20 protein-coding genes are annotated in these 21850 nt (G+C 69.3%); 13 read left to right on the top strand and 7 right to left on the bottom strand.

Annotated elements, in window-relative coordinates:
* Positions 1–51: 51 nt before the first annotated feature.
* From B0F77_RS17510 to B0F77_RS17500, 3 genes are read right to left on the bottom strand one after another with little or no spacing between them, the layout of a single operon-like run.
* Entirely contained in the window at positions 52–1449 is a 1398-nt protein-coding gene (locus B0F77_RS17510; protein WP_086663978.1) for a GntP family permease, read from the bottom strand.
* On the bottom strand, positions 1446–3029 hold the full coding sequence (locus B0F77_RS17505) for an N-acyl-D-amino-acid deacylase family protein (RefSeq protein WP_086663977.1): 1584 nt from the start codon (positions 3027–3029) through the stop codon (positions 1446–1448). The genes B0F77_RS17510 and B0F77_RS17505 overlap by 4 nt, the downstream gene beginning before the upstream one ends.
* Positions 3030–3042: 13 nt before the next feature.
* On the bottom strand, positions 3043–4323 hold the full coding sequence (locus tag B0F77_RS17500; RefSeq protein WP_245848337.1) for an amino acid deaminase: 1281 nt from the start codon (positions 4321–4323) through the stop codon (positions 3043–3045).
* A 97-nt stretch (positions 4324–4420) separates the two neighbouring features.
* Between B0F77_RS17500 and B0F77_RS17495 the strand changes: the two genes are divergently transcribed.
* From B0F77_RS17495 to B0F77_RS17470, 6 genes are all read left to right on the top strand, one after another.
* Positions 4421–5386, top strand: coding sequence for a sugar kinase (locus tag B0F77_RS17495; RefSeq protein ID WP_086663975.1), 966 nt, complete (start codon positions 4421–4423; stop codon positions 5384–5386).
* Positions 5386–6132 (top strand): IclR family transcriptional regulator, encoded by a 747-nt coding sequence (locus B0F77_RS17490; protein WP_086663974.1) that lies wholly within the window; start codon positions 5386–5388, stop codon positions 6130–6132. The genes B0F77_RS17495 and B0F77_RS17490 overlap by 1 nt, the downstream gene beginning before the upstream one ends.
* Before the next feature lie 11 nt (positions 6133–6143).
* Positions 6144–6524, top strand: coding sequence for a RidA family protein (locus tag B0F77_RS17485; protein WP_030481733.1), 381 nt, complete (start codon positions 6144–6146; stop codon positions 6522–6524).
* 103 nt (positions 6525–6627) lie between these two features.
* Positions 6628–7188: a hypothetical protein gene (locus B0F77_RS17480; RefSeq protein WP_086663973.1), complete on the top strand. Its 561-nt coding sequence runs from the start codon at positions 6628–6630 to the stop codon at positions 7186–7188.
* Positions 7189–7213: 25 nt separating this feature from the next.
* On the top strand, positions 7214–7804 hold the full coding sequence (locus B0F77_RS17475; RefSeq protein ID WP_086663972.1) for a hypothetical protein: 591 nt from the start codon (positions 7214–7216) through the stop codon (positions 7802–7804).
* Positions 7801–8457, top strand: a complete 657-nt coding sequence (locus B0F77_RS17470; protein ID WP_086663971.1) for a hypothetical protein — start codon at positions 7801–7803, stop codon at positions 8455–8457. Before B0F77_RS17475 ends, B0F77_RS17470 begins: the two co-directional genes overlap by 4 nt.
* 27 nt (positions 8458–8484) lie before the next feature.
* On the opposite strand, the gene B0F77_RS17465 is transcribed toward B0F77_RS17470, so the two are convergent.
* Positions 8485–8826 carry a DUF1844 domain-containing protein gene (locus tag B0F77_RS17465; protein ID WP_086663970.1) on the bottom strand — a complete coding sequence of 114 codons (342 nt, stop codon included), beginning with the start codon at positions 8824–8826 and terminating at the stop codon, positions 8485–8487.
* 285 nt (positions 8827–9111) lie between these two features.
* Here B0F77_RS17465 and infC point away from each other — a divergent pair, with 285 nt between their 5' ends.
* The 4 genes from infC to B0F77_RS17445 all read left to right on the top strand — a co-directional run bounded on the left by infC (position 9112) and on the right by B0F77_RS17445 (position 11290).
* Positions 9112–9726, top strand: a complete 615-nt coding sequence (gene infC, locus B0F77_RS17460) for a translation initiation factor IF-3 (RefSeq protein WP_086663969.1) — start codon at positions 9112–9114, stop codon at positions 9724–9726.
* Between the two features lie 50 nt (positions 9727–9776).
* Complete coding sequence (rpmI, locus tag B0F77_RS17455) at positions 9777–9971, top strand: 50S ribosomal protein L35 (protein WP_086663968.1); 195 nt, start codon at positions 9777–9779, stop codon at positions 9969–9971.
* A gap of 75 nt (positions 9972–10046) precedes the next feature.
* Complete coding sequence (rplT, locus tag B0F77_RS17450; protein ID WP_086663967.1) at positions 10047–10436, top strand: 50S ribosomal protein L20; 390 nt, start codon at positions 10047–10049, stop codon at positions 10434–10436.
* Positions 10433–11290 carry a TrmH family RNA methyltransferase gene (locus tag B0F77_RS17445; protein WP_086664029.1) on the top strand — a complete coding sequence of 286 codons (858 nt, stop codon included), beginning with the start codon at positions 10433–10435 and terminating at the stop codon, positions 11288–11290. The genes rplT and B0F77_RS17445 overlap by 4 nt, the downstream gene beginning before the upstream one ends.
* On the opposite strand, the gene B0F77_RS17440 is transcribed toward B0F77_RS17445, so the two are convergent.
* Positions 11278–12417 carry a cytochrome P450 gene (locus tag B0F77_RS17440; protein WP_211293843.1) on the bottom strand — a complete coding sequence of 380 codons (1140 nt, stop codon included), beginning with the start codon at positions 12415–12417 and terminating at the stop codon, positions 11278–11280. The two genes, B0F77_RS17445 and B0F77_RS17440, sit on opposite strands and share 13 nt — an antisense overlap.
* Positions 12418–12477: 60 nt before the next feature.
* Here B0F77_RS17440 and B0F77_RS17435 point away from each other — a divergent pair, with 60 nt between their 5' ends.
* Positions 12478–13362, top strand: coding sequence for a S41 family peptidase (locus tag B0F77_RS17435; protein ID WP_211293842.1), 885 nt, complete (start codon positions 12478–12480; stop codon positions 13360–13362).
* Here the strand turns inward: B0F77_RS17435 and B0F77_RS17430 are convergent, their stop codons facing one another.
* Positions 13363–16065: a hypothetical protein gene (locus B0F77_RS17430; protein WP_086663964.1), complete on the bottom strand. Its 2703-nt coding sequence runs from the start codon at positions 16063–16065 to the stop codon at positions 13363–13365. It abuts the gene before it with no gap.
* A 1-nt stretch (position 16066) separates the two neighbouring features.
* Positions 16067–17845 (bottom strand): HSP90 family protein, encoded by a 1779-nt coding sequence (locus tag B0F77_RS17425; RefSeq protein ID WP_086664028.1) that lies wholly within the window; start codon positions 17843–17845, stop codon positions 16067–16069.
* Between the two features lie 135 nt (positions 17846–17980).
* Here B0F77_RS17425 and pheS point away from each other — a divergent pair, with 135 nt between their 5' ends.
* Complete coding sequence (gene pheS / locus B0F77_RS17420) at positions 17981–19048, top strand: phenylalanine--tRNA ligase subunit alpha (RefSeq protein WP_086663963.1); 1068 nt, start codon at positions 17981–17983, stop codon at positions 19046–19048.
* Between the two features lie 5 nt (positions 19049–19053).
* Entirely contained in the window at positions 19054–21531 is a 2478-nt protein-coding gene (gene pheT / locus B0F77_RS17415; protein ID WP_086663962.1) for a phenylalanine--tRNA ligase subunit beta, read from the top strand.
* Positions 21532–21850: the final 319 nt, after the last annotated feature.

Raw genomic sequence — 21850 nt, 5'->3', positions numbered from 1 at the left:
AAACGCGGGGCCTGCGTTGTCAAGCGTTCGAACTTGTTGAGTTGTGTCTGATTAGACGACCAGGCTGAGCAGTGCCGCGACCACGAAACCGACCACCGACAGGATGGTCTCCAGCACCGTCCAAGACTGCAGTGTTTCCTTCACCGAGAGCCCGAAGTAGCGGGACACGATCCAGAACCCGCCGTCGTTGACGTGCGAGGCGATGATCGAACCGGACGCGATCGCCATCACGATCAGGGCGAGCTGCGGCTGCGAGTAGTTCAGGTCCGCCAGCACCGGTGCCACGATCCCCGCGGTCGTGACGATCGCGACCGTCGCCGAACCCTGCGCGATCCGGATGACGCAGCTGATCACGTAGGACAGCGCGATCACCGGCAGGCCGAGGTCCGAAAGTTCGCCGGCCAGGGTCTTGCCGATGCCGGTCGCGGCCAGCACGGCACCGAAGAAGCCACCGGCACCGACCACGAGCAGGATCATCGCGACCGGTCGCAGCGACGCGCCCGCCATCTCGCCGATCTTGTCCCGCGTCATGCCGCGCCGGAAACCCAGCAGCCAGAACGCGAGCAGCACGGCGATCGTCAGCGCCACGGCGGGGGTGCCGAAGAACGTGGCGATCGAGTACGGCCGCGATCCCTTCTGCAGCAGGATCGAGCCGAACGTGCCGGCCAGGATCAGCACCAGCGGTAGGCCGATGATCGAGAGCACCAGCCCGAGCGAGGGCGGCTCGCGGTCACCGTTCTCCGCCTTGGCCTGCTCGGCCGCGACCAGCATCTCCTCCGGCACCGGCACGTTGATGCGCTTGCCGATCCAGTACGAGTACAGGACACCGCCGACGAACCACGACGGGATCGCCACCGCGAGACCCATGATGATGATCCAGCCGAGCCCGACCTTCAGCAGACCGGCCGCGGCGACCGGACCGGGGTGCGGTGGCATGAACGCGTGCATGACCGACAGACCCGCGAGCAACGGCATGCTGAACAGCACGATCGACTTGCCGCTGCGCTTGGCCGCCACGTAGACCAGCGGTGCCAGCACGAAGATGCCGATGTCGAAGAAGACCGGCACACCGAAGATGAGACCGGCGAGGCCGATCGCGACCGGCGCGCGCTTCTCGCCGAACGCGCTCATCAGCTTGTCCATCAGCACCTGCGCGCCGCCGGACGCCTCGAGGATCGCGCCGAGCAGCGTACCGAGACCGATGATCGCGGTGATGTGCCCGAGGATGCCGCCGAAGCCCTTCTCCAGCAACGAGTCCGAGGCCTTCTGCGCCGAACCGACCAGCGTCTCCGTCGGCACGCCCGCGGCCAGCGCCACCCCGAGGGCGACGACGAGCAGCGCGATGAACGGCTCGACCTTGAACCTGATGATGAGGAGCAGCAGCACCGCGATGCTGACTACCGCGAGGGTCAGCAGACCGGGTGTCGAGTGTTGCAACCAGTTGATCACGGGCGGCTCCTGAGTGAATGGCCTGGCAATGCGCCGGTGGCGGTTCCGTCGTCGATCACCGGTACCCCGTTGCAGAACACGTACGGGATGCCGGCGGCCTGCTGCCGGGGCTGGTCGAACGTCGCCGTGTCGGCGATCGTCGAGGCGTCGAACAGCACCAGGTCGGCCGCGTAGCCCTCGCGGACCAGACCCCGGTCGGTGAGCCGCAAACGTTTGGCGGCCCGGCCGGTGAGGTGCTCGACGCACTCCTCCAGGCTCAGCACGCCCAGCTCGCGGACGTAGCGCGCGAAGTAGCGGGGGAACGTGCCCCACGCGCGCGGGTGCGGCCGGTCACCGACGAGCAGGCCGTCGCTGCCGCCCGTGTGCGCCGGATGTTTCATGATCGCCTGCACGTTCTCCTCGTGGCCCACATGCATGAGGCACGACGTACCCAGGCGTTCGTCGACCAACACGTCGAAGTACAGCTCGGCCGGCGCGCGTCCCAGACGCACCGCGGACGCGTGGACGCTGGCGCCGACCAGGTGCGCGTTGCGGTCGTTGCGCACACCGTTGATCTCGATGGAGTCCCAGTCGACCGGTACGCCGTGGCACCCGTCGGAACCGATCTCCTCGATCTCCTCACGGATGCGTTCGCGGGTGTCCACATCGGACAACCGCGCCAGCGCCCGCTCCGGCCCGCCTTCCGTCGCCCACGACGGCAGCAGCGCGCTCAGGTACGTCGCGCCCGGCAGGTACGGGTAGGTGTCCAGCGAGATGTCGGCGCCCTGGGCGATCGCGTCGTCCAGCAGTGCCAGCAGTTCCGGTGCACGACCCTTGTTGACCGGGAAGTTCATCGTGGCGTGCGCGAGGTGCAACGGACAGCCGGATCTCTTCGACACGTCCACCATCTCGGCGTACGCCTCCAACGCGCCCGCGCCGTAGCTGCGGTGGTGCGGGCTGTAGAAGCCGCCGAAGTTCCCGACGACCTCGCACAGCTGCACCAGTTCGGACGTGTCCGCGTACATGCCCGGCGTGTAGGTGAGCCCGGACGACATGCCGAACGCGCCCTCCACCAACGACTTCGCCAGCTTGTTCTTCATGACGAGCATCTCGGCGTCGGTCGCCGGCCGGTCGTCCCACCCGACCGCCAGCATCCGCAACGTCCCCTGCGGCACCAGGTACGCGGCGTTCACCGCGATGCCCTGGTCGAGCCGGTCGAGGTACTGGCCGACCGAGCGCCAGTTCCAGTCGAAGCCAGGCGGGTCGTCGTTCCACCCGGCGAGCTGACCGCGCAACGTCGCGAGCACCTCGTCGTTCACCGGCGCGTACGACAGCCCGTCCTGGCCGAGCACCTCGGTCGTGACGCCCTGCGAGACCTTCGCGAAGTGGTCCGGTTCGGCGAGGATCCGCAGGTCCGAGTGCGAATGCATGTCGATGAACCCCGGCGCGAGCACCAGCCCGTCCGCGTCGATCGACCGCGTGGCGCTCAGCCCGGGGCCGATCGCCGAGATGACGCCGTCCTTGATCGACACATCCGCGCGGTAGGCGGGTGTGCCCGTGCCGTCTGCGATCAGCGGTCCGCGCAGGACGACGTCGTCCATCGGTGCACTCCGATCAAAAGTAGGTGCGAATGAGGTCGACCACGGTCGTGCCCTCGACGACCGGGATGAGCTGCCACTTGTCGAACACCGTGCAGGGGTGGGACAAACCCAGCCCGACCCAGTCGCCGACCCGGACCGTGGACTCGGGCCCGAGCTGGAGGAACGCGTGCTGGTCGTTCATCGCCGACACGCGGGCCTGGGTCAGCGGGGCGACCGCGCCGTCGTGCCGGCGCACCAGCTGCGGCTCCGGCAGGCCTTCGTCGAACGACGCGTCGCGCTTGCCGATCGTCAGCAACGCCAGATCGCGCTGCGGCCGTGACGTCACCTGGGCCCACGCGCGCAAAGCCGAGCGGAACGGCTCCACGCCCTCGATCCGCGAGAACGGCGAGATCCCGCGGTAGAAGCCGTCGTCGTGCGTGATGTATGCGCCGCTGCGCAGCACTGGGGTGACCGGCACCGGCCACGGCTGGGACAGCGTCGCCGCCACCTGGTCGAAGTACGCGCTGCCACCGGCGGTGACGATCGCCGAGTCCAGCTCGTCGAGCAATCCGGCGTCGGCCATCCGCAGCACCAACGTCCGCAGGTCTGCCAGGTACCGGTCCACCACGGCCTGCGACGACTCGGACGCGTCGTGCGCCAGCGCGCCCTCGTAACCGCTGGCGCCGGCCAGTCGCAGCACGGGGCTCTGGTCGATCGCGTGAGCCACGGTCAGCGCGGTCTCCAGGTCGCGGGCGCCGGTGCGTCCGCCGGGAGCGCCGAGCTCGACCAGCACGTCGACCGGGCGGGACGCCTGGAGTTCCCGCAGCGTCTCGCTCAGCAGCGTGACACCGGCCTCGGAGTCGGCCCAGCAGCTGAACTCGAAGGCAGGGTCGCGGTCCAGTTCGCCGACGAGCCAGCGCAGCGCGCCGGGGTCGAGCAGCTGGTTCGCCAGCAGGATCCGGCTGACGCCGAACGCGCGGTACACCCGCAGCTGCGAGGCGTTGGCCGCGGTGATGCCCCAGACGCCGTGCTCGATCTGCCGCTGGAACAGCTGCGGTGCCATCGTCGTCTTGCCGTGCGGTGCCAGCTTGACGCCGTGGTTGTCACACCACTTGGACATCGTCGTCAGGTTGTGCGTCAACGCGTCCGCGTCCAGCACGACGAGCGGGCCGACGAACTCGTCGGCGAAGAGGTCCAGCCGCTGGTCGGCGACCTCGCCGATGGTCGAGCCGAACGTGCTCGACGGCAGGCCCTTGAACCGCCAGCTGATCCGTTCGGAACGGATGTCCGCGACGGCTGAGAGGTCCATGTCCATCAGATGTTGCATATTTTGCAACTCCCATTGCGCGATGTGATGCTGGAGTGTGTAGCATTCGGGTGCGCCGCCGTCAACGAACACCTCTGGAGCACGCATGCGGTTCGAACACGTCGGCGGTGTCGTGTGTCTCGGCGAGACCATGGTGATGATGGTTCCGGCTGAACCCGGTCCCGTGCATCTGGTGCGCACCTGGCACCGGGCCGTCGGGGGCGCCGAGTCCAACGTCGCCATGCATCTGGTCCGCCTCGGCGTGCGGTCGTCGTGGGTCAGCGCGGTCGGCGACGACTCGTTCGGGCTGGCGGTGCTCGACACCGTGGGCGGCTTCGGCGTCGACGTCTCGCGGGTGCGGATCGACGCGACCCGGCCGACCGGGTTGTACGTCAAGGAGGCCTCACCGCACGGCAGCCCCGTCCGCTACTACCGGCGCGGCTCGGCGGCGTCCGGCATGGGGCTGGAGATGATCGACCGGCTCGGCCTCGGCGAGGTGAAGCTGGTGCACGTCAGCGGCATCACGCCCGCTCTGTCCGATTCGTGCCTCGCGCTGATGCGTGAACTGCTGCGCCGGCCGCGACACGGTTTTCGAATCTCCTTCGACCTGAACTGGCGGCCCGCGCTCTGGGCCGACCGCGACCCGCGCGTGCTGCGGGAGCTCGCGGACCTGGCCGACGTGGTGCTGGCGGGGTCCGACGAGGCCGAACTGGTCTGGGGCACGGGTGATCCGCAACGCCTGCGCGCGTTGCTGCCCGGCCCGGCGTCGCTGGTGGTCAAGCAGGGCGCGGACGGTGCCACGTTGCTCGAAGGCGGTTCGTCGTACTTCGAACCGGCGCTGAAGGTCGAGGTCGTGGAACCGGTCGGCGCGGGCGACGCGTTCGCGGCCGGGTTCCTCGCGGCGACGCTCGCCGGGGAGACCCCGTCGGTCCGGCTGCGCGCCGGGCACCTGCAGGCGGCCTCCGCTTTGCTCACCGCCGAGGACGTCGGAGATCCTTTGCCGGACGACGTGACGATTCCGCTGCTGCACGCCGACCCGCAGACCTGGGCGTCCGCCCGCCTGGAGGACTAATGAGCCAGAGCCTCGACCGCGCGCTCACACTGGTGAGCCAGCTCGCGACGGGCCCGAAGACGCTGGACGAGCTGTCCGGCGTGATCGGCGTGCACAAGTCGACGACGCTCCGGTTGTTGCGCACTTTGGAGTCGCACCGCTTCGTGCAGCGCGACGGCGTGCACCACTACCGGCTCGGCACCGCGTTGTTCGACCTCGCCAACCGCGCGCTGGAGGAACGCGACGTCCGGCGATCGGCCGAACCGGCGTTGCGCGATCTGAACTCACGCCTGGGGTACACCATCCACCTCGCGTCCTATGAGGACGGTGAGGTGATCTACATCGACAAGTACGAGTCGACGCACCAGATGCGGATGTACTCGCGCATCGGCCGCCGCGCGCCGTTGCACTGCACGGCCGTGGCGAAGATCCTGCTGGCGGACCTGGCCCCGGTCGCGCTGCAGAAGGTTTTGTCGACGATGGAGTTCCCGAGGCTGACGGCGAACACCATCATCGGCCCGACGGCGTACCTGGCCGAGCTGGAGCGGGTGCGCGCCAACGGTTACGCGGTCGACAACGCCGAGCACGAGGACTTCATCCACTGCATCGCCGCCCCGATCAAGGGCGCGCGGGGTGAGGTGCTCGCCGCCGTGTCGATGTCGGTGCCCAAGGTGCTGCTCGACTTCGACGGGCTCCTGGCCCACCTGCCCGACCTGCTCGCCACCGCCGAAGCTGCCTCCGTCGAGTGCGGTTACGTTCCAAGATAAGGGGAATTCCGTTGTCCAAGGTTGAGATCAAGACCGCCGACGCGCCGCAGCCGGTGGCCCGTTTCTCGCAGGGTGTGCGCAAGGGCAACATCCTGCAGGTGGCCGGTCAGGTCGCGTTCGACCCGAAGTCCGGCGAGATCGTCGGTACCACCGTCGCCGAGCAGACCCGCCAGACGTTCGCGAACCTCCACGCGGTGCTCGCCGCCGGTGGCGCGTCCATCGACGACGTGGTGATGATCCGCGTCTACCTCACCGACACCGCGCACTTCGCGGAACTGAACGAGGTCTACGGCGAGTTCGTCACGGACCCCGCCCCCGCCCGCACGACCGTCTACGTCGGACTCCCGGCCGGCCTGCTGGTGGAGATCGACGCGCTGGCCGTCGTCGACTGACCGGTCTGCTGAACGGAACTCAGCGCGCGGACCGCGTTCGAAGGATGTTTTGCTTGGGCGTGCCTCTGAACGGAGGCACGCCCTTCGCACTTGGAGGACAAGGTTGATCTCCGAGAAGGCCAACGCCCGGATGCGGGCGGCGCTGCACGCGATCAGGCCCGGCGAACCCGCGCTGCCACCGGACCTCGCCGCGCTCGTGCCGTTGCGGCCCGACCGCGACTTCCGCGGTGACGACCTGGCCGAACTGCTGGGTATGTCGATGGTTTACGCACGAGCGTGCCTCGCGGTCAACGGCTCGGTCACCGCGCTGTTCGCCATCTCCGAGCCGCACGACGGTGTGGTGCCGGTGACGACGAGCGTGACGTTCCAGGGTGTGCCGGACGGGTTCGAGGACGACCCGCGGCCGTTGCTGGTGCTGAGCACCAAGCCCACCGAGTACTTGTACTCCTGCAACGAAGAACAGCGGCGGGTCATGGCCGAAACCGCGGCGGCACTGGAAAATCTTGGACTTGCCCGCCAGGACGCGCTGGCCAGGGTCAACGAGTTCTGGGGAGACCGGAACCGGCGGTACTCGTTGCTGTACGGGGGCTGGATCGGCCGGCAGGACGGCACGGCCTGGGCGCGCGCGATGCTCGGTTCCGCCGAGGTGATCATCGACGGGTGATGGGTCACGTGGCAGCATCCGCTTCATGAAGTGGTACGCGGACAGACCTGTCAGGCTCACGCGTCAGCTGATCGCCGACCTCCTCGCCGTGGGGTGGGTGGCCCTCTGGATCTGGGTGGCGACCACCGCCCACGACTGGGTGCTGGAACTCAGAGCGCCGGGGGACGGGCTGGTCAACGCGGGCGGTGACATCCGCGACGTCTTCACCAACGCCGCTGGCAAGGCCAAGGGCGTGCCGTTCGTGGGCGACGACCTGTCCGGGGCGCTCGGCAACGGCACCAAGGCCGGCGAGACGCTCATCGGGGTGGGCAACGCCCAGATCGGCGTGGTGCAGGACACCGCGTTCTGGCTCGCCGTGGCGCTCGTCACGATTCCGGTGCTGTTCCTGCTGATCACCTGGCTGCCGTTGCGGCTGCGGTACGCGCTCAAGGCCGGCAACACCGCGAAACTCCGCGACAAGCCCGATCTGCTCGCCCTGAGAGCGCTTACCAGTCTGAAGCCCAAGGATCTCGCGAAGTTCCCCAACGATCCCGCGGTGGGCTGGCGCACGGGTGACACGGACGTCATCGACGAGCTGGCACGCAGGCAGCTCGCGGCGCTGGGGGTGCGGGCATGATCGCGCTCTCGGTGATCGCCGCCGTCGTGGCGATGTGTGCGACGGCCATCGCGTTGTGGCAGGCGCGTGAAGCGAAGAACGCCCAGGCGGCGGCTCGTGAGGCTCAGGAGGCCGCGCGCAGGTCGCAGGAGGAGGCCCAGGCCGCGCGCAAGGCCGTCGAGCAGGCGACGGCCAGCGCGCTGCAGTCCAAGACGGCGACCGAGGACGCCCGCAAAGCCGTTCTGGAAGGACAGAAAGCCGCGCTGGAAGCCCAGGAGGCGGCCACGGCGGCACGGATGCTGGCGGACGAGGCGCAGTTCAGCGCTCAGCAGGCGACGCAGCAGATCAACGAGCTCACCGATTTCCTCGCCGCCGAGCGCAGCCGCCGGGGCATGCCGACGTTCGCGATCACGCCCGGCGCGCCCGACGAGTTCCGGCTCAGCTACTTCGGCGGGCCGGCGGTCATCGAACAGCTCACGGTGTCGGTGGTGCCCGGCAGCCGGGTGCTCGGGCTCTCGCAGCACGACGAGCCCCCGGCCGAACACCTGGACGTCGGCCCGCTCCACAACGGCTCCGCCGTCACCTTCCGGGCCGCCACCGGGCAACGGGCGAGCGCGGTGTTCCAGATCAGGGCGGAGCCGTGGGAGCCGGTCGTGGTCAGGGCCGACCAGTAACCGGGGCCGACCAGTAGCCGGGGCCGATCAGTAGACGGGACCGGTGAACTTCTCGCCGGGACCCTGGCCGGGCTCGTCCGGGACGGCGGAGGCCTCGCGGAACGCGCGCTGCACCGACTGCAGGCCGTCCTTCAGCGGTGCGGCGTGCGGGCCGAGGTACTCCGACGTCGCGGTGACCAGGCCGGCCAGGCCGGTGATCAGGCGGCGGGCCTCGTCGAGGTCGCGGCGAGGGGAGTTGTCGGGGTCCGGGTCCGCGAGGCCGAGGCGTTCGGCGGAGGCGGACAGCAGCATCACCGCTGCCCGGCTGATGACCTCGATGCTCGGCACATCCCCGAGGTCACGGACACTGTCTTCAAGCGGATCGGTCACCCCGACATTCAAGCAAGCGGGCGACACACCGCCTCGATTCGGGGGTTGACAAGCTCGTCTGCTAGTATTTCCGACGCGACCAGCTCTCGTTAGTGCGAGAGCGGCAAGTGGAGCCCCGCTCCCACCCGCGTTCACCGCCTCAAGAGGTGGCCGGGTCCGGTCCTCCTGACACAGGGCACACGGGTGCCTTCGAGTCAGGTTGGTGATCGGTCGGAAGCGGGCCCTGTCGTCGACATCGACGACGGGGCTCTTGTCTTTGGCGCAAACGAGTCTTAAAGGACGTGAATGACAAGTCCCTCGAACCGAGGTGCTCCTGTGAGCACCGAGCCGCGCATCAACGACCGCATCCGCGTGCCTGAGGTCCGTCTGGTCGGGCCGAACGGCGAGCAGGTCGGGATCGTTCGCATCGAGGACGCACTCCGACTCGCGCAGGAAGCGGATCTGGACCTCGTCGAGGTCGCCGCGCAGGCTCGACCTCCGGTATGCAAGCTCATGGACTACGGCAAGTTCAAGTACGAGACCGCCCAGAAGGCTCGTGAGTCTCGCCGTAACCAGCAGCTGACCGTGATCAAGGAGCAGAAGCTCCGGCCGAAGATCGACCCGCACGACTACCAGACGAAGAAGGGCCACGTGGCCCGCTTCCTGTCGCACGGGAACAAGGTCAAGGTGACCATCATGTTCCGCGGCCGCGAGCAGTCGCGCCCGGAGCTCGGTTACCGGTTGCTGCAGAAGCTGGCGGAGGACGTCGCGGAGCTGGGCTTCGTCGAGTCCAACCCGAAGCAGGACGGCCGCAACATGATCATGGTGTTGGCGCCGCACAAGAACATCAAGCCGCGTCCGGTCAAGCAGGACCAGGACGACGTCGTCGAAGGTGACGACGCCGCCGAAGCCGCCGAATAGGACGCATACCCCGCCCCCGACCCGGTGGGTAGCACGAGACGAGGACGGAAATGCCGAAGAACAAGACGCACAGCGGGACCTCGAAGCGCTTCAAGGTCACCGGCAGCGGCAAGATCCTCCGGGAGAAGGCCGGCAAGCGCCACATCCTGGAGAAGAAGTCCAGCAAGGTGACGCGTCGCATGAGCGGCACCGCGGTCGTGTCGGAGAACGACGCCCCGCGCATCAAGAAGCTGCTCGGTCTCTGACCCGCTTCGACACCCCCTAGCTAATTCGGGGGAAGGCCCCGACCCTTCCCCCCATGAGATCGACAGGATGGACCCGTGGCACGCGTCAAGCGGGCTGTAAACGCCCAGAAGAAGCGTCGTACCACCCTTGAGCTGGCCAGCGGCTACCGCGGTCAGCGCTCGAGGCTGTACCGCAAGGCCAAGGAGCAGGTGCTCCACTCGCTCAACTACGCGTACCGCGACCGGCGTGCGCGCAAGGGCGACTTCCGCAAGCTGTGGATCCAGCGGATCAACGCCGCTGCCCGCGCGAACGGTATGACCTACAACCGTCTCATCCAGGGCCTTCGCCTGGGTGGTGTCGAGGTCGACCGCAAGATCCTCGCGGACCTCGCGGTGCACGACGCCAACGCCTTCTCGGCTCTCGTCGAGATCGCCCGTGGCGCGCTGCCGGCCGACGTGAACGCTCCGGCCGGGGACCAGGCCTGAGCCAGCACTCTCGCGACAGCGCTCACCGAGCAGGCAGGCGACCCGAGGCAGATCCGTTCACCGAACGGACGCCTCGGGTCGTTGCTGCTCGGCACCTGACCCGTCGCCAGGGCCGTGACAAGGCCGGCCGCTTCCTCGTCGAGGGAGCTCAGGCCGTCCGTGAGGCACTCGCCTGGAAGAACGGTGAGGTGCACGAGCTCTTCGTCACGGCGACGGCCGCGGAACGCAACGCCGAACTGCTCCAGACCGCCTCGGACAGGGGCATCCGGATCAGCGAGGTCACCGACAAGGCAGCCGCCTCGCTGTCGGAAACCGTGACGCCCCAAGGGCTCGTCGCGGTCTGCGACGGCGTGCCGCAGCCTCTGGACCAGGCTCTCGCCGGCAGCCCACGCCTCGTCGCCGTCCTCTACGGCGTCTCGGACCCCGGCAACGCGGGCACCGTCACGCGCGTGGCCGACGCGGCCGGAGCCGACGCGGTGATCTTCGCGGGCGACACGGTCGACCCGCACAACGGCAAGTGCGTGCGCGCCTCCACCGGCTCGCTGTTCCACCTGCCGATCGCACGATCCCGCGACGCCGCAGAGGTTTTCGCCGCCTGTCGCCAGGCCGGCCTGAAGCTCGTGGCCGCCGACGGGTACGCGCGGGACGACCTCGTGGAGGCCTCCGCCAAGGGCGATCTGCGGCAGCCCACCGCGTGGGTGTTCGGCAGCGAGGCCCACGGCCTGCCCGACGACGTGGTCGCCTCCCTCGACACCTCGCTGAAGGTGCCGCTGTACGGGGCCGCCGAGAGCCTGAACCTCGCGACGGCCGCCGCGGTCTGCCTCTACGCCTCGGCGCGGGATCAGCGCAGCTGAACGGGAAGTGACTCGATGCCCCGGGTCATCTTCCCGCCGCTCCACTGTGGACGGAAGTCCGGCGCGAACCGGTAGTCCGGCATCAGGCTGAGCACCTCCTCCGCGACGATCCGCATCTCCAGCAACGCCAGGTGTTCGCCCACGCACCGATGCACGCCGTACCCGAACGCCAGGTGCGGGTTCCGGTCGCGCTCGCATCGGAACTCCTCGGGTGCCTCGAACACCGCCGGGTCGTGGTTGGCCGCGTTCAGCACCGCGAGGACCCGCCTTCCGTCGGGCAGTCTGGTCCGTGCGATTCCCACCACCGGTGACTCGATCCGCAGGCACTCCTCGACCATTCGCGGGATCAACGAGGGCTCCTCGGCCACCCGCGCACGCAACCCGTCCACGGTCGCCAGGAAGTAGAGCATCGTGCTGAGTCCGTGCACGGTCGTCTCGTGGCCGGCGATGATCAGGAACACGAACATCCCGATCTGCTCCTGCGGCGTCAGCGGCCGTCCGGCCACGGTGCCCTCCGCGATCGCCAGCGCCACCGTGTCCGCCCCGGCTGCCCGCTGCCGTTCGAGTTGATCGGCGATGTAGCCCTTGAACTCCAGCAGGGCCAGGTCGCCGTCCTCCCGCGAACCGGTGCGCGCGGCCAGGAACAACCTGTCCAGCCAGCCGAGGAAGAACGATCCGTCCTCGGGTGGCATGCCGAGGATCAACGCGATCGCGGCCGGCGGCAGGTAGTGCGCGAGCGACGGCACCAGGTCCACGTCACCCTTCACCACCAGCTCCTTGATCCGATGCCGGACCAATGTGCGCAAGGTGTTGTCGTAGCGCGCCACGGCGGTACGGGTGAAGTGCCGCTGCAGGATCTTGCGGTACATGGTGTGCAGCGGCGGGTCGAAGTCGACGGGAGGCTTGCCGGTCATCGTCAGCCGCGGGATGGCGATGCCGTCGATCGAGCTGTAGGTGGCGTGGTCGCCGAGGATCTGCTTGATCGTGTCGTAGGTGAGTGCGGCCGTGAACCCGCCGTGCCGGGTGGAATGCACGACAGGACACTGTGCGCGCAAGCCGGCCAGTACCTCGTTCAAAGGGTTGGCCAGCAACGGGTCGATGTGGTCGAACTGCCAGTCAGGGTGCACATCCAGTACCCACGCCGAAAAAGCGCATGCGGTTCGGCGTGCGTCTCGTATCGTGGGCCGGTGCGCGAACCCGAGATCGAACTTCTCTGCTCCCAGCTCGCTTCCTACTACGTCTTTCCGGACACGGCCAACGAGATCACGAAGGTCCTGCGCACCCGTCTGGAGGAGGGCGCGTACGCCGACGCCTCCACCGACGAGGAGTTCGCGGCCCGAGTCACCGCGGATCTGCAGAGTGTCAACGGGGACAAGCACCTCCGCCTGCTCTACAGCGAGGCCGAGGTCCCCGAGACGGACCAGGAAACGGCCTGGGACCCGGTGGCCTACCGGAAGGAGGCCGAGCTCGACGCGTTCGGCATCAGGAAGATCGAGCGGCTGGAAGGCAACGTCGGCCTGCTGGAGCTGAGCCTGTTGCACGACGCCGAAATCGCCACGCCCGCCGTCACCGCCGCGATGAACCTCATCGCGCACACCGACGCGTTGATCATCGACCTGCGCAAGAACGGCGGCGGCGACCCCAACACGGTCGCGCTGATCTGCAGCTATCTGTTCGACGAAAAGGTGCACCTCAACGACATCTACAACCGTCCGGACGACTCCACGCAGCAGTACTGGACGCTGCCGCACGTGCCGGGCCCGAAGTTCGGCGGCACGAAGCCGGTGTACGTCCTCACCAGCGGCCGCACGTTCTCCGGGGCGGAGGAACTGAGCTACAACCTGCAGCAGAACAAGCGCGCCACCCTCATCGGCGAGACCACGAAGGGTGGCGCCCACCCCGGCGAGCGCTACCGGGTCGGCCCGCACCTCAAGTCGTCGATCCCCAACGGCCGTGCGATCAACCCGATCTCCGGCACCAACTGGGAAGGCGTCGGGGTGGTCCCGCACATCGCGGTTCCCGCGGACGAGGCGTTCGAGGTCGCCTACCAGAAGGCGACCTCGAACGACTGATCAGTCCAGCCGGGCGGTCAGCTCGCGCACCAGCGGATCGGTGCCGCCCGGCTTGTTCTGCCGCCGCAACGCCTCCGAGAGCACCGACAGCACGTTCGCGACCTGAACGTCGTCGGGCAGCAGCGATGCCGCCCGGCGCGCCTCCGCCTCCGCGCCCTCGGCGTCGTCCGCGCCCAGCAGCACCTGGGCGGCCCGCAGCACGACGAACACCCGCCAGTTCTCGTCGCCCAGCGACACCACCAGCGCCTCGGCGTCGCGGTAGTGCTTCATCGCCAGCGCGAACTCACCTGCCTGGCCGTGCACCCACGCGCGGATCGCGACGATCTCCGCCTGGCGTCGCGTGACTTCCGTCGGATCGTCCAGCGTCGGCAGCAACGCCTCGGCCTCGTCGACCGCCGCGCGGGTCTCGACGACCTCGTCGTCCGGCAGGTTCGAGGCCAGCTCGATCAACGAGCCGATCGCCTCGGAGACGTTGCCCTCCTGCTGCCACAACGCGGCGGCCGCGCGCCAGGAAGCCGTGGCCTCGTCGTGCTTGTCGAGCCGGCCCTGCACCGACGCCAGCGCGTCCAGCAGGAACGCCCGGCGCCCTGCCTCCTCGGGCGGCAGCAGTTCGGACGCCTCCCGCAGGTACCGCTCGGCGGCCGGAAGCTCGCCCAGCTTGCGGCACACCTGCCCGAGCCGGAACACCACCTGCAGCCGCAGGTCCTCCTGGCCGTCCTGCAGCAGCCGCAGCGACTCCTCCAGCACCTCGGCGGCCTCGACGAACCGGTCCGTCTGCACGTAACCGCCGCTCAGCGCGAAGCAGAAGTGGGCGGTGTGGCCGGGGGACAGGTGCGTGCGCGAGATCGCCACGGCCTCGCGCAGGTCGCCCAGGCACGCGCCCTCCTGGTCCAGTTCCTGGATCGACGCCACCTGGTACCAGCGCGCCTCGGCGGACTCGGGCAGCGGGAACGCCGCCACGAACGCACGGGCCGTCGCCATCGCCTCGGAAACGCGGCCCAGCACCGTTTCCAGCCGCAGCTGGAGCCGGAAGCCTTCGAACCGCGCGCTCGGCGGCAGCTCGCGCGCCATCGCCGCCTTGACGTCGCTGTACGCGCCGTCGAGATCCTGTTGCCGCGCACGGTGTTCCGCCGCCTCGACCAGCACCCGGCCGCGCAGCTCCGCAACATCCAAAGAGGACGCCAGTGCGATCATCTCGGAGGCCCGCTCGTGGGCGTGCGCGTCGTCCAGCAGTTCGGCCAGCACCAACGCCGCGACCGTGCGGGTGTAGTCGCTCTCGGCCTCGGCCAGGCACCGCTCGGCGATCTCCAGGCCGTTCTCCATCCCCATCGCCAGCCGCACCCGGTAGCGCAGCGCGAGATCGGCGGGCAGTGCCGCGAGCAGCTCCTCGAACACCGAGGAGTCGAACGGCACGAGCCCCGTCGTCATCCGCCGGATGCTCGCGTGTGCCGCGAGATCGGGCGGCAGCAACGGGTCCATGTCCGCGGGCAGCGAGTCGAGCATCCGGCGCGCCTTCACGAAGTCGCCCTGGTCGTACAGCGTCACCATCGCCTGGGCGATCTCCACCGGGTCGCCGAACACGACGGACTCCTCGGCGGGAGCGGCCACCGGCGCGGTCGGAACGGCCAGCTCGACGTGCGGGTAGTCGGCCTGCTCCAACGACTTCGACACCCGGTCGAGCCACGCGGACGTGCCGTTGCGCTCGTCGAACTGCCTCGCCAGCTGCAACGCCCGCTTCGACAACCGGTCGAGCAACTCGGCCGCCGTCCGCGTTCCGACCGCGGGCACCTCGAACACCGTGTCGGCCGGAAGTCGTTTCAACAGAACGGAAGCGCACTCCGCGAACGACATCTCGTCGGCCGGCAGCTGTTCGCCCTTCACCTTGTGCAGCGACCGGCGCAGGATCTCCTCGCCGCGCGCGAGGTTGCCCGTCAGCGCGCAGAACCGGATGTGCTCGTGCACGTACGAGGTGATCTCGTCTTCTTTGATCAACCGGTACGCGGTCGTGTGCGCGTGCGCCGCGCGTTCGGTGTCGCCGATCTCCAGCAACGGCCACAGCAGCGCGGACAGGATGCCCTGCGGCTGCGTGGCGCACTTCGTGTTGCCGGACAGGCCTTCCCAGCCGTGCGCGGCGGCTTCCTGGTGCCGGCCCAGCCGCGCCAGCATCCAGACCTGCTCCTCGACCACGCACGCGTCGCAGTCCGCCATCGGCCCGGACTCGGTGGCCAGGTACTTCCCGAGGTGCTCGGCGAGCCCGACCATGTCACCGACGTGGTAGGCGTGCTCGGCGCGCGCACCGTGCACCGGCTGCGCCGAGAACCCGAGCCGCCCGTAGCGGTCGGCGAGCTGCCCGATCACCGCCTGCAACTGCTCCAGCGAGAACCGCGGGTCCCGGCGCAGTCCCGTCGCGACCCACTTGTGCGACCAGTTCAGCGAGTGGATCTCGTATTCGTTGAACGCCTCGGGGTCCTTCTCCTCGGCGGCCCGCACCCACGCGAACGGCGCCAGCATCAGGTCGTAGCGCGACAGGTAGTACGCCGAGTCGATCAACGCGATCCGGCACGACACCCCGAGCGGCAGGTGCCCGAGCGCGTCGGACATGCGCGCGGCCCGTTCCAGCGCCTCGTGCTTCGGCATGCCGGTCGGCATGTTGTAGGCCTCGAGGAACGCCCGTTCGGCGTCCTCGGCGGTGAAGTCGGCCATGTCACTTGCCCCCAACGGCGCGGTCGAGAAGTTCCAGGAACGAGCGGTTCAGCGCCGCCGTGTCCTTCGGTCGCATCGCCCGCCGCGCCTGCAGAACGGCGTGCACGTAAAGAGATTCGAGCGTGAGCTCCACCAGCGCCGGGTCGGTCAGCCTGGCCAGTCGCTGCACGAGCGGGTTGCGGCAGTTCAGCACCAGCTGCTCTGGCCGCGACGAGTCGGAGCCAGCCGTGAGCTGGCCCAGCAGCTCCGTCCACAACGGGTCCGCCACCTCTTCCGCGGTCTGCTCGGTGTCGAGCTTGCGCTGCTGCTCGGCGTTGCTGATCAGCAGCGCGGGCAACGAGACCGGGTCGAAGTCGCGGATCACCGCGTCGCAGTCGTGCCGGTCCAGCGCCGCCGCGCCCTCGGCCAGCCGCAGCCGCAACGCCGTCTCGATGTCCGGTTCCGGGTCGGCCAGCGCCGCCAGCAGTTCGGAGGGCGCCACCCGGCGTGCGACGGCGGGACCGTCCAAAGCGCTCAGCCGGTTCAGCAGCTCCATGTCGTAGGCGTAGCCGGCGTTCACGAGCCCGAGGCCCTGCGCGGCCGCGACCGGCGCCAGCTGGTGGAACTCGTCGACGTCCGGGATGTAGAGGATCGCGCCGTGCTTGCGCTTGAACTGCCGCAACGGCACCGCGCCGTCCGTCGTCTCGAACGGCAGCCAGCGCTCGACCAGCCGCAGCATCTCGTCGTCGGACCGGGCCAGCGACTTGATGCCCAGGTGGTGCGCGGCCAGCAGCTCACCGGCGCGGCGCGGTTCGATCGCGTCCAGCCGGATCAGCCAGTCGCGGATCTGCTCGCCCAGCTCCTCGCGCACCGCCAGCAGCATCTCGTCCTGGTACAGCGACTCGCGCGACGCCGTCGGCCGGATCGCGGACGCGTCGACCACGCACCGCACGAAGTACGCCCAGTCCGGGAGCAGGCCCTCGACGTTGTCCCCGACGAGCATCCGCTTCAGGTACACCCGGTGCGTCTGCCGCGTCCCGGGGTGCACGCCCTCCGGCAGCACGAACGCGACGCCGGTCAGCCCCGCCGCCTCGACCTCGATCGGGATCGCCTCGAACGGCTTGAACCCGAAGATCTGCTCGCAGTACTCGGTGAGATCCGCGTCCTCCCCGTCATCGGCGCTGTCCCACGGCCGTTCGCCACGGGTCACCGCCGCGCCGTCCAGGGTCACGACCGCCGGGAGCAGGTCGCCGTAGTCGCTCACCAACGGCCGCACGACGTCCGCTTCGAGCCAGTGCTCGCTGCCGCGTGACGCGGTCAGCACCACCGTCGTACCGACCGGCACACCGTCCCCGGTGTCCACCGCGTCCACTTCGGACACGGTGTAGTTACCGGAGGAATCCGCTTCCCAGCGCACCGCCGGACCGCCGCGCGCGGACCGGGTGATGACTGTCACTGAAGAAGCGACGAGGAAGCACGACAGCATGCCGACGCCGAACTGGCCGAGGAACCCCTCGCGGGCAAACCCCAGGTCATCGCGTTTCGACGTGCGTCCGAGCGTCGACAGCAGCTCGTGCACCTCTGCCTCGGTGAGACCCACGCCGGTGTCGGTGATCGACAGCGTGGCGCCGCAGGTGATCGTGACCTCGGCCGGGCACGACGGGTCGAGCTCACGCCGCGCCGTGATCGCGTCTACGGCGTTCTGCAGCAGTTCTCGCACGTAGACGCGCGGGCTGCTGTACAGGTGGTGGCTGAGCAGGTCGATGATGCCGCGCAGGTCGACGCGGAAGGTGTGCGACATGATGCCGCCCATCCTAGGGACGCATAAGGGGCCAGTGCCGCTCTTTAACGGAACGTCCGGGAGAGGTCAACACGCCACCCACTAGGATCGGCCTGTTCTTTATCAGCAGTCCGCGACGGGAGCTGTCCACCAACCATGTCCGGAGCCAACGACCCGTACGACCCCAAGGAGGTCGCGGCGCTGTCGGCCGAGCACCTCGACGCGGCCGTGCAGAAAGCGCGCGAGGCGTTCGCCGGAGCTGCCGACCTCGAGGCGCTCGCCTCGGTCAAGCCTGGCCACCTCGGCGACCGGTCGCCCGTGCTGCTGGCCCGCCGCGAGATCGGTGCACTGCCTCCCAAGGCGAAGGCCGAGGCCGGCAAGCGGGTCAACGAGGCGCAGTCCGCGATCAAGACGGCGTTCGACGAGCGCCACGCCGTGCTCCAGGTCGAGCGCGACGAGCGGGTGCTGCGCGAGGAGTCCGTCGATGTCACGCTGCCCTGGGACCGCTTCCCGCGCGGCGCGCGCCACCCGATCACGACGCTCGCCGAGCGCATCGGCGACGTCTTCGTGGCCATGGGCTACGAGATCGCCGAGGGCCCCGAGCTCGAGACCGAGTGGTTCAACTTCGACGCGTTGAACTTCGGCAAGGACCACCCGGCCCGCTCGATGCAGGACACCTTCTACATCGCGCCGTCCGACTCCGCGCTCGTCCTGCGCACGCACACCTCGCCCGTGCAGGCCCGCACGCTGCTGGACCGCGAGCTGCCGGTGTACGTCGTGTGCCCCGGCCGCACGTTCCGCACCGACGAGCTCGACGCGACCCACACCCCGGTGTTCCACCAGGTCGAGGGTCTCGCGGTCGACAAGGGCCTGACCATGGGCCACCTCAAGGGCACCCTGGACGCCTTCGCGCGTTCGATGTTCGGCGAGGACTCGAAGACCCGCCTGCGCCCGTCGTTCTTCCCCTTCACCGAGCCGTCGGCCGAGGTCGACGTGTGGTTCCCGGAGAAGAAGGGCGGCGCCGGCTGGGTCGAGTGGGGCGGCTGCGGCATGGTCAACCCCAACGTGCTGCGCGCCTGCGGCGTCGACCCGGACGTCTACTCCGGCTTCGCGTTCGGCATGGGCCTCGAGCGCACCCTGCAGTTCCGCAACGGTCTGCCCGACATGCGCGACATGGTCGAGGGCGACGTCCGCTTCACCCAGCCTTTCGGAACGGAGGCCTGATCCGGATGCGCGTCCCGGTCAGCTGGCTGGTCGAACACCTCGGTTTCGACGAAGTCCCCACGCCCGACGAGCTCGCCGAGGCGTTCACCCGCATCGGCATCGAGGTCGAGGAGGTGAGCCCGCTCGGTCCCGTGACCGGCCCGATCGTCGCCGGTCGCGTCGTCGAGATCGAGGAGCTCACCGAGTTCAAGAAGCCGATCCGCTACTGCAAGGTCGAGGTCGGTCCCGAGCAGACCAACCAGATCATCTGCGGTGCCACGAACTTCGTCGAGGGCGACTCGGTCGTCGTCGCGCTGCCCGGCGCCGTGCTGCCGGGTGGCTTCACGATCTCCGAGCGCAAGACGTACGGCCGCGTGTCGCAGGGCATGATCTGCGCCGCCGACGAGCTCGGCATCGGCGACGACCACTCCGGCATCCTCGTGCTGCCCACCGGCACCGCGCAGCCCGGCGACGACGCCATGGAGCTGCTCGGGCTGAACGACAGCGTCATCGAGCTCGCGCCGACCCCGGACCGCGGCTACGCGTTCTCGGTCCGCGGCCTGGCCCGTGAGATCGCGTGCGCGCTGGACGTGCCGTTCGGCGACCCCGGTGTCATCGAGATCCCGGAGCCCGAGGGCGAGGCGTGGCCGGTCCACATCGAGGACCGCACCGGCTGCTCGCGGTTCGTCGCGCGCCGGGTCACCGGTGTCGACCCGACCGCGCCCACGCCGTGGTGGATGCGCCGCCGCCTGATGCTCGCGGGCATGCGCTCGATCTCGCTGCCGGTCGACGTCACGAACTACGTGATGCTCGAACTGGGCCAGCCGCTGCACGCGTTCGACGCGTCCTCGCTCTCCGGCGCGCTGACGGTTCGCCGTGCGCTGGCGGGGGAGAAGCTCACGACGCTGGACGACTCGGTGCGCGCTCTCGACACCGACGACATCGTCATCTCGGACGACTCCGGCGTGATCTCCCTGGCCGGTGTCATGGGCGGCGCGTCCACGGAGGTCCAGGACTCGTCCTCGGACATCCTGCTGGAGGCGGCGAACTGGGACCCGGCGTCCATCGCGCGCACGGTCCGCCGGCACAAGCTGCCGTCCGAGGCCGCGAAGCGGTTCGAGCGCACGGTCGACCCGGCACTCGCACCGGTGGCGCTGGAGCGGGCCGCCAAGCTGCTCAACCACTACGCCGAGGGCCAGATCAAGCCGGGCCGCACCGACGTCGGCGCGCCCGCGCTGCCGGAGCCGGTGTCGATGCCGATCGACCTGCCGGACCGCATCGCCGGTGTCCGCTACGCGCGTGGCGTCACCGCCCGCCGGCTCGGCCAGATCGGCTGCCAGGTCTCCGTGACCACCTCGGAGGAGGGCCAGACGATCGTCACGGCCGTGCCGCCGACGTGGCGCGCGGACCTCGTGCAGCCCGCGGACCTGGTGGAGGAGGTGCTGCGGCTGGAGGGGTACGACACGATCCCCTCGGTGCTGCCGCCTGCGCCCGCCGGTCGCGGCCTGACCGAGCAGCAGCGTCGCCGCCGCACGGTGTGGCGCACCCTGGCCGAGGACGGTTTCGTCGAGGTCAAGCCGTTCCCGTTCATCGACCCGTCGGTGTTCGACAGCTTCGGGCTTGCCGCTGACGACGTCCGCCGCAACACGGTCGGCGTGCTGAACCCGTTGGAGGCGGACAAGAACGTCCTCGCCACCACCCTGCTGCCGGGCCTGCTGGAGACGTTGCAGCGCAACCTGGCCCGCGGTGCTCGCGACGTCGCGCTGTACAACATCGCGCAGGTGACTTTGCCGCGCGCGCAACAGGTTCCGGTGCCTTCGCTGGGCGTCGACCGCCGGCCCACCGAGGCCGAGGTCGCCTCGATGCTCGCCGCGCTGCCGCAGCAGCCGCTGCACGTCGCCGGCGTGCTGACCGGTCACCGCGAGCTCGCGGGCTGGTGGGGCAAGGGCCGCATCGCCGACTGGTCGGACGCCGTCGAGGCGGCGCGCCGGGTCGGCCAGGCGTACGGCGTGCAGCTGCGCGTCGTGGCTTCGGACCTGCTGCCGTGGCACCCCGGTCGTTGTGCCGAACTGCGCGTGGGCGACTGGCCCGTCGGTCACGCCGGTGAGCTGCACCCGAAGGTGGTCGAGGCGCTGGGCCTGCCCAAGCGGACCGTGGCGTTCGAGCTCGACCTGGACGCGTTGCCGCTGGACGACCACCGCCCGGCCCCGATGGTGTCGGCCTACCCGCCGGTGCTGCTGGACGTCGCGCTCGTCGTCGACGCCTCCGTGCCGGTGCAGTCGGTGTCCGAGGTGCTCGGCGGGTCCGCGGGCGAACTGCTCGAGGACATCCGCCTGTTCGACGTCTACACGGGTGAGCAGGTGGGCGAGGGCAAGAAGTCGCTCGCGTACTCGCTGCGCTTCCGCGCGCCGGACCGCACGCTGACGGTCGAAGAGGCGACGGCGGCCCGTGACGCGGCCGTGGCGGTCGCAGGTGAACGCCTGGGCGCTGCTCTGCGCGCCTGATTGCTCGATGACGGCGGTCACGACGGGTAATTCGTCGTGGCCGCCGTTGTCGTTTCGCGCACTCTTGCTTGCGGTTCCGTTTGCCGGGGCGCAGTCTGATACAGAAGCCGCGACAAATGTCGTTTGGGTACCGTTCCGCGTCTGAGCTGTTACACTGGGTGAGGCCTGAGGTTCTTCGAGAATCTTGGGCCGTTTTGCGTAAGGAACGCCCTGACCTGCAGTCCGCGTACGCGAATAACCGATCCATGCCGGTTGACAACAGTGCCGCCAGGGTCCCTCTTCTGGTGTCTTGTGCACGCTGTGTAGTGATTGAAGGTTC

Source organism: Lentzea kentuckyensis (assembly GCF_002150765.1).
GTDB classification, from domain to species: Bacteria; Actinomycetota; Actinomycetes; order Mycobacteriales; family Pseudonocardiaceae; genus Lentzea; species Lentzea kentuckyensis.
The sequence above is the reverse complement of the archived record's forward strand: the minus strand, read 5'-3'. Positions and strand labels throughout refer to the sequence as shown.

Excerpts from the sequence above, each read along its gene's own strand:
- rpmI (WP_086663968.1), top strand. The coding sequence starts at position 9,777 with ATGCCGAAGAACAAGACGCACAGCGGGACCTCGAAGCGCTTCAAGGTC.
- B0F77_RS17505 (WP_086663977.1), bottom strand. The coding sequence starts at position 3,029 with ATGGACGACGTCGTCCTGCGCGGACCGCTGATCGCAGACGGCACGGGC.
- B0F77_RS17475 (WP_086663972.1), top strand. The coding sequence starts at position 7,214 with ATGAAGTGGTACGCGGACAGACCTGTCAGGCTCACGCGTCAGCTGATC.
- B0F77_RS17470 (WP_086663971.1), top strand. The coding sequence starts at position 7,801 with ATGATCGCGCTCTCGGTGATCGCCGCCGTCGTGGCGATGTGTGCGACG.
- pheT (WP_086663962.1), top strand. The coding sequence starts at position 19,054 with ATGCGCGTCCCGGTCAGCTGGCTGGTCGAACACCTCGGTTTCGACGAA.
- B0F77_RS17495 (WP_086663975.1), top strand. The coding sequence starts at position 4,421 with ATGCGGTTCGAACACGTCGGCGGTGTCGTGTGTCTCGGCGAGACCATG.
- pheS (WP_086663963.1), top strand. The coding sequence starts at position 17,981 with ATGTCCGGAGCCAACGACCCGTACGACCCCAAGGAGGTCGCGGCGCTG.
- B0F77_RS17500 (WP_245848337.1), bottom strand. The coding sequence starts at position 4,323 with ATGGACATGGACCTCTCAGCCGTCGCGGACATCCGTTCCGAACGGATC.
- B0F77_RS17490 (WP_086663974.1), top strand. The coding sequence starts at position 5,386 with ATGAGCCAGAGCCTCGACCGCGCGCTCACACTGGTGAGCCAGCTCGCG.
- B0F77_RS17425 (WP_086664028.1), bottom strand. The coding sequence starts at position 17,845 with ATGTCGCACACCTTCCGCGTCGACCTGCGCGGCATCATCGACCTGCTC.
- B0F77_RS17430 (WP_086663964.1), bottom strand. The coding sequence starts at position 16,065 with ATGGCCGACTTCACCGCCGAGGACGCCGAACGGGCGTTCCTCGAGGCC.
- infC (WP_086663969.1), top strand. The coding sequence starts at position 9,112 with ATGACAAGTCCCTCGAACCGAGGTGCTCCTGTGAGCACCGAGCCGCGC.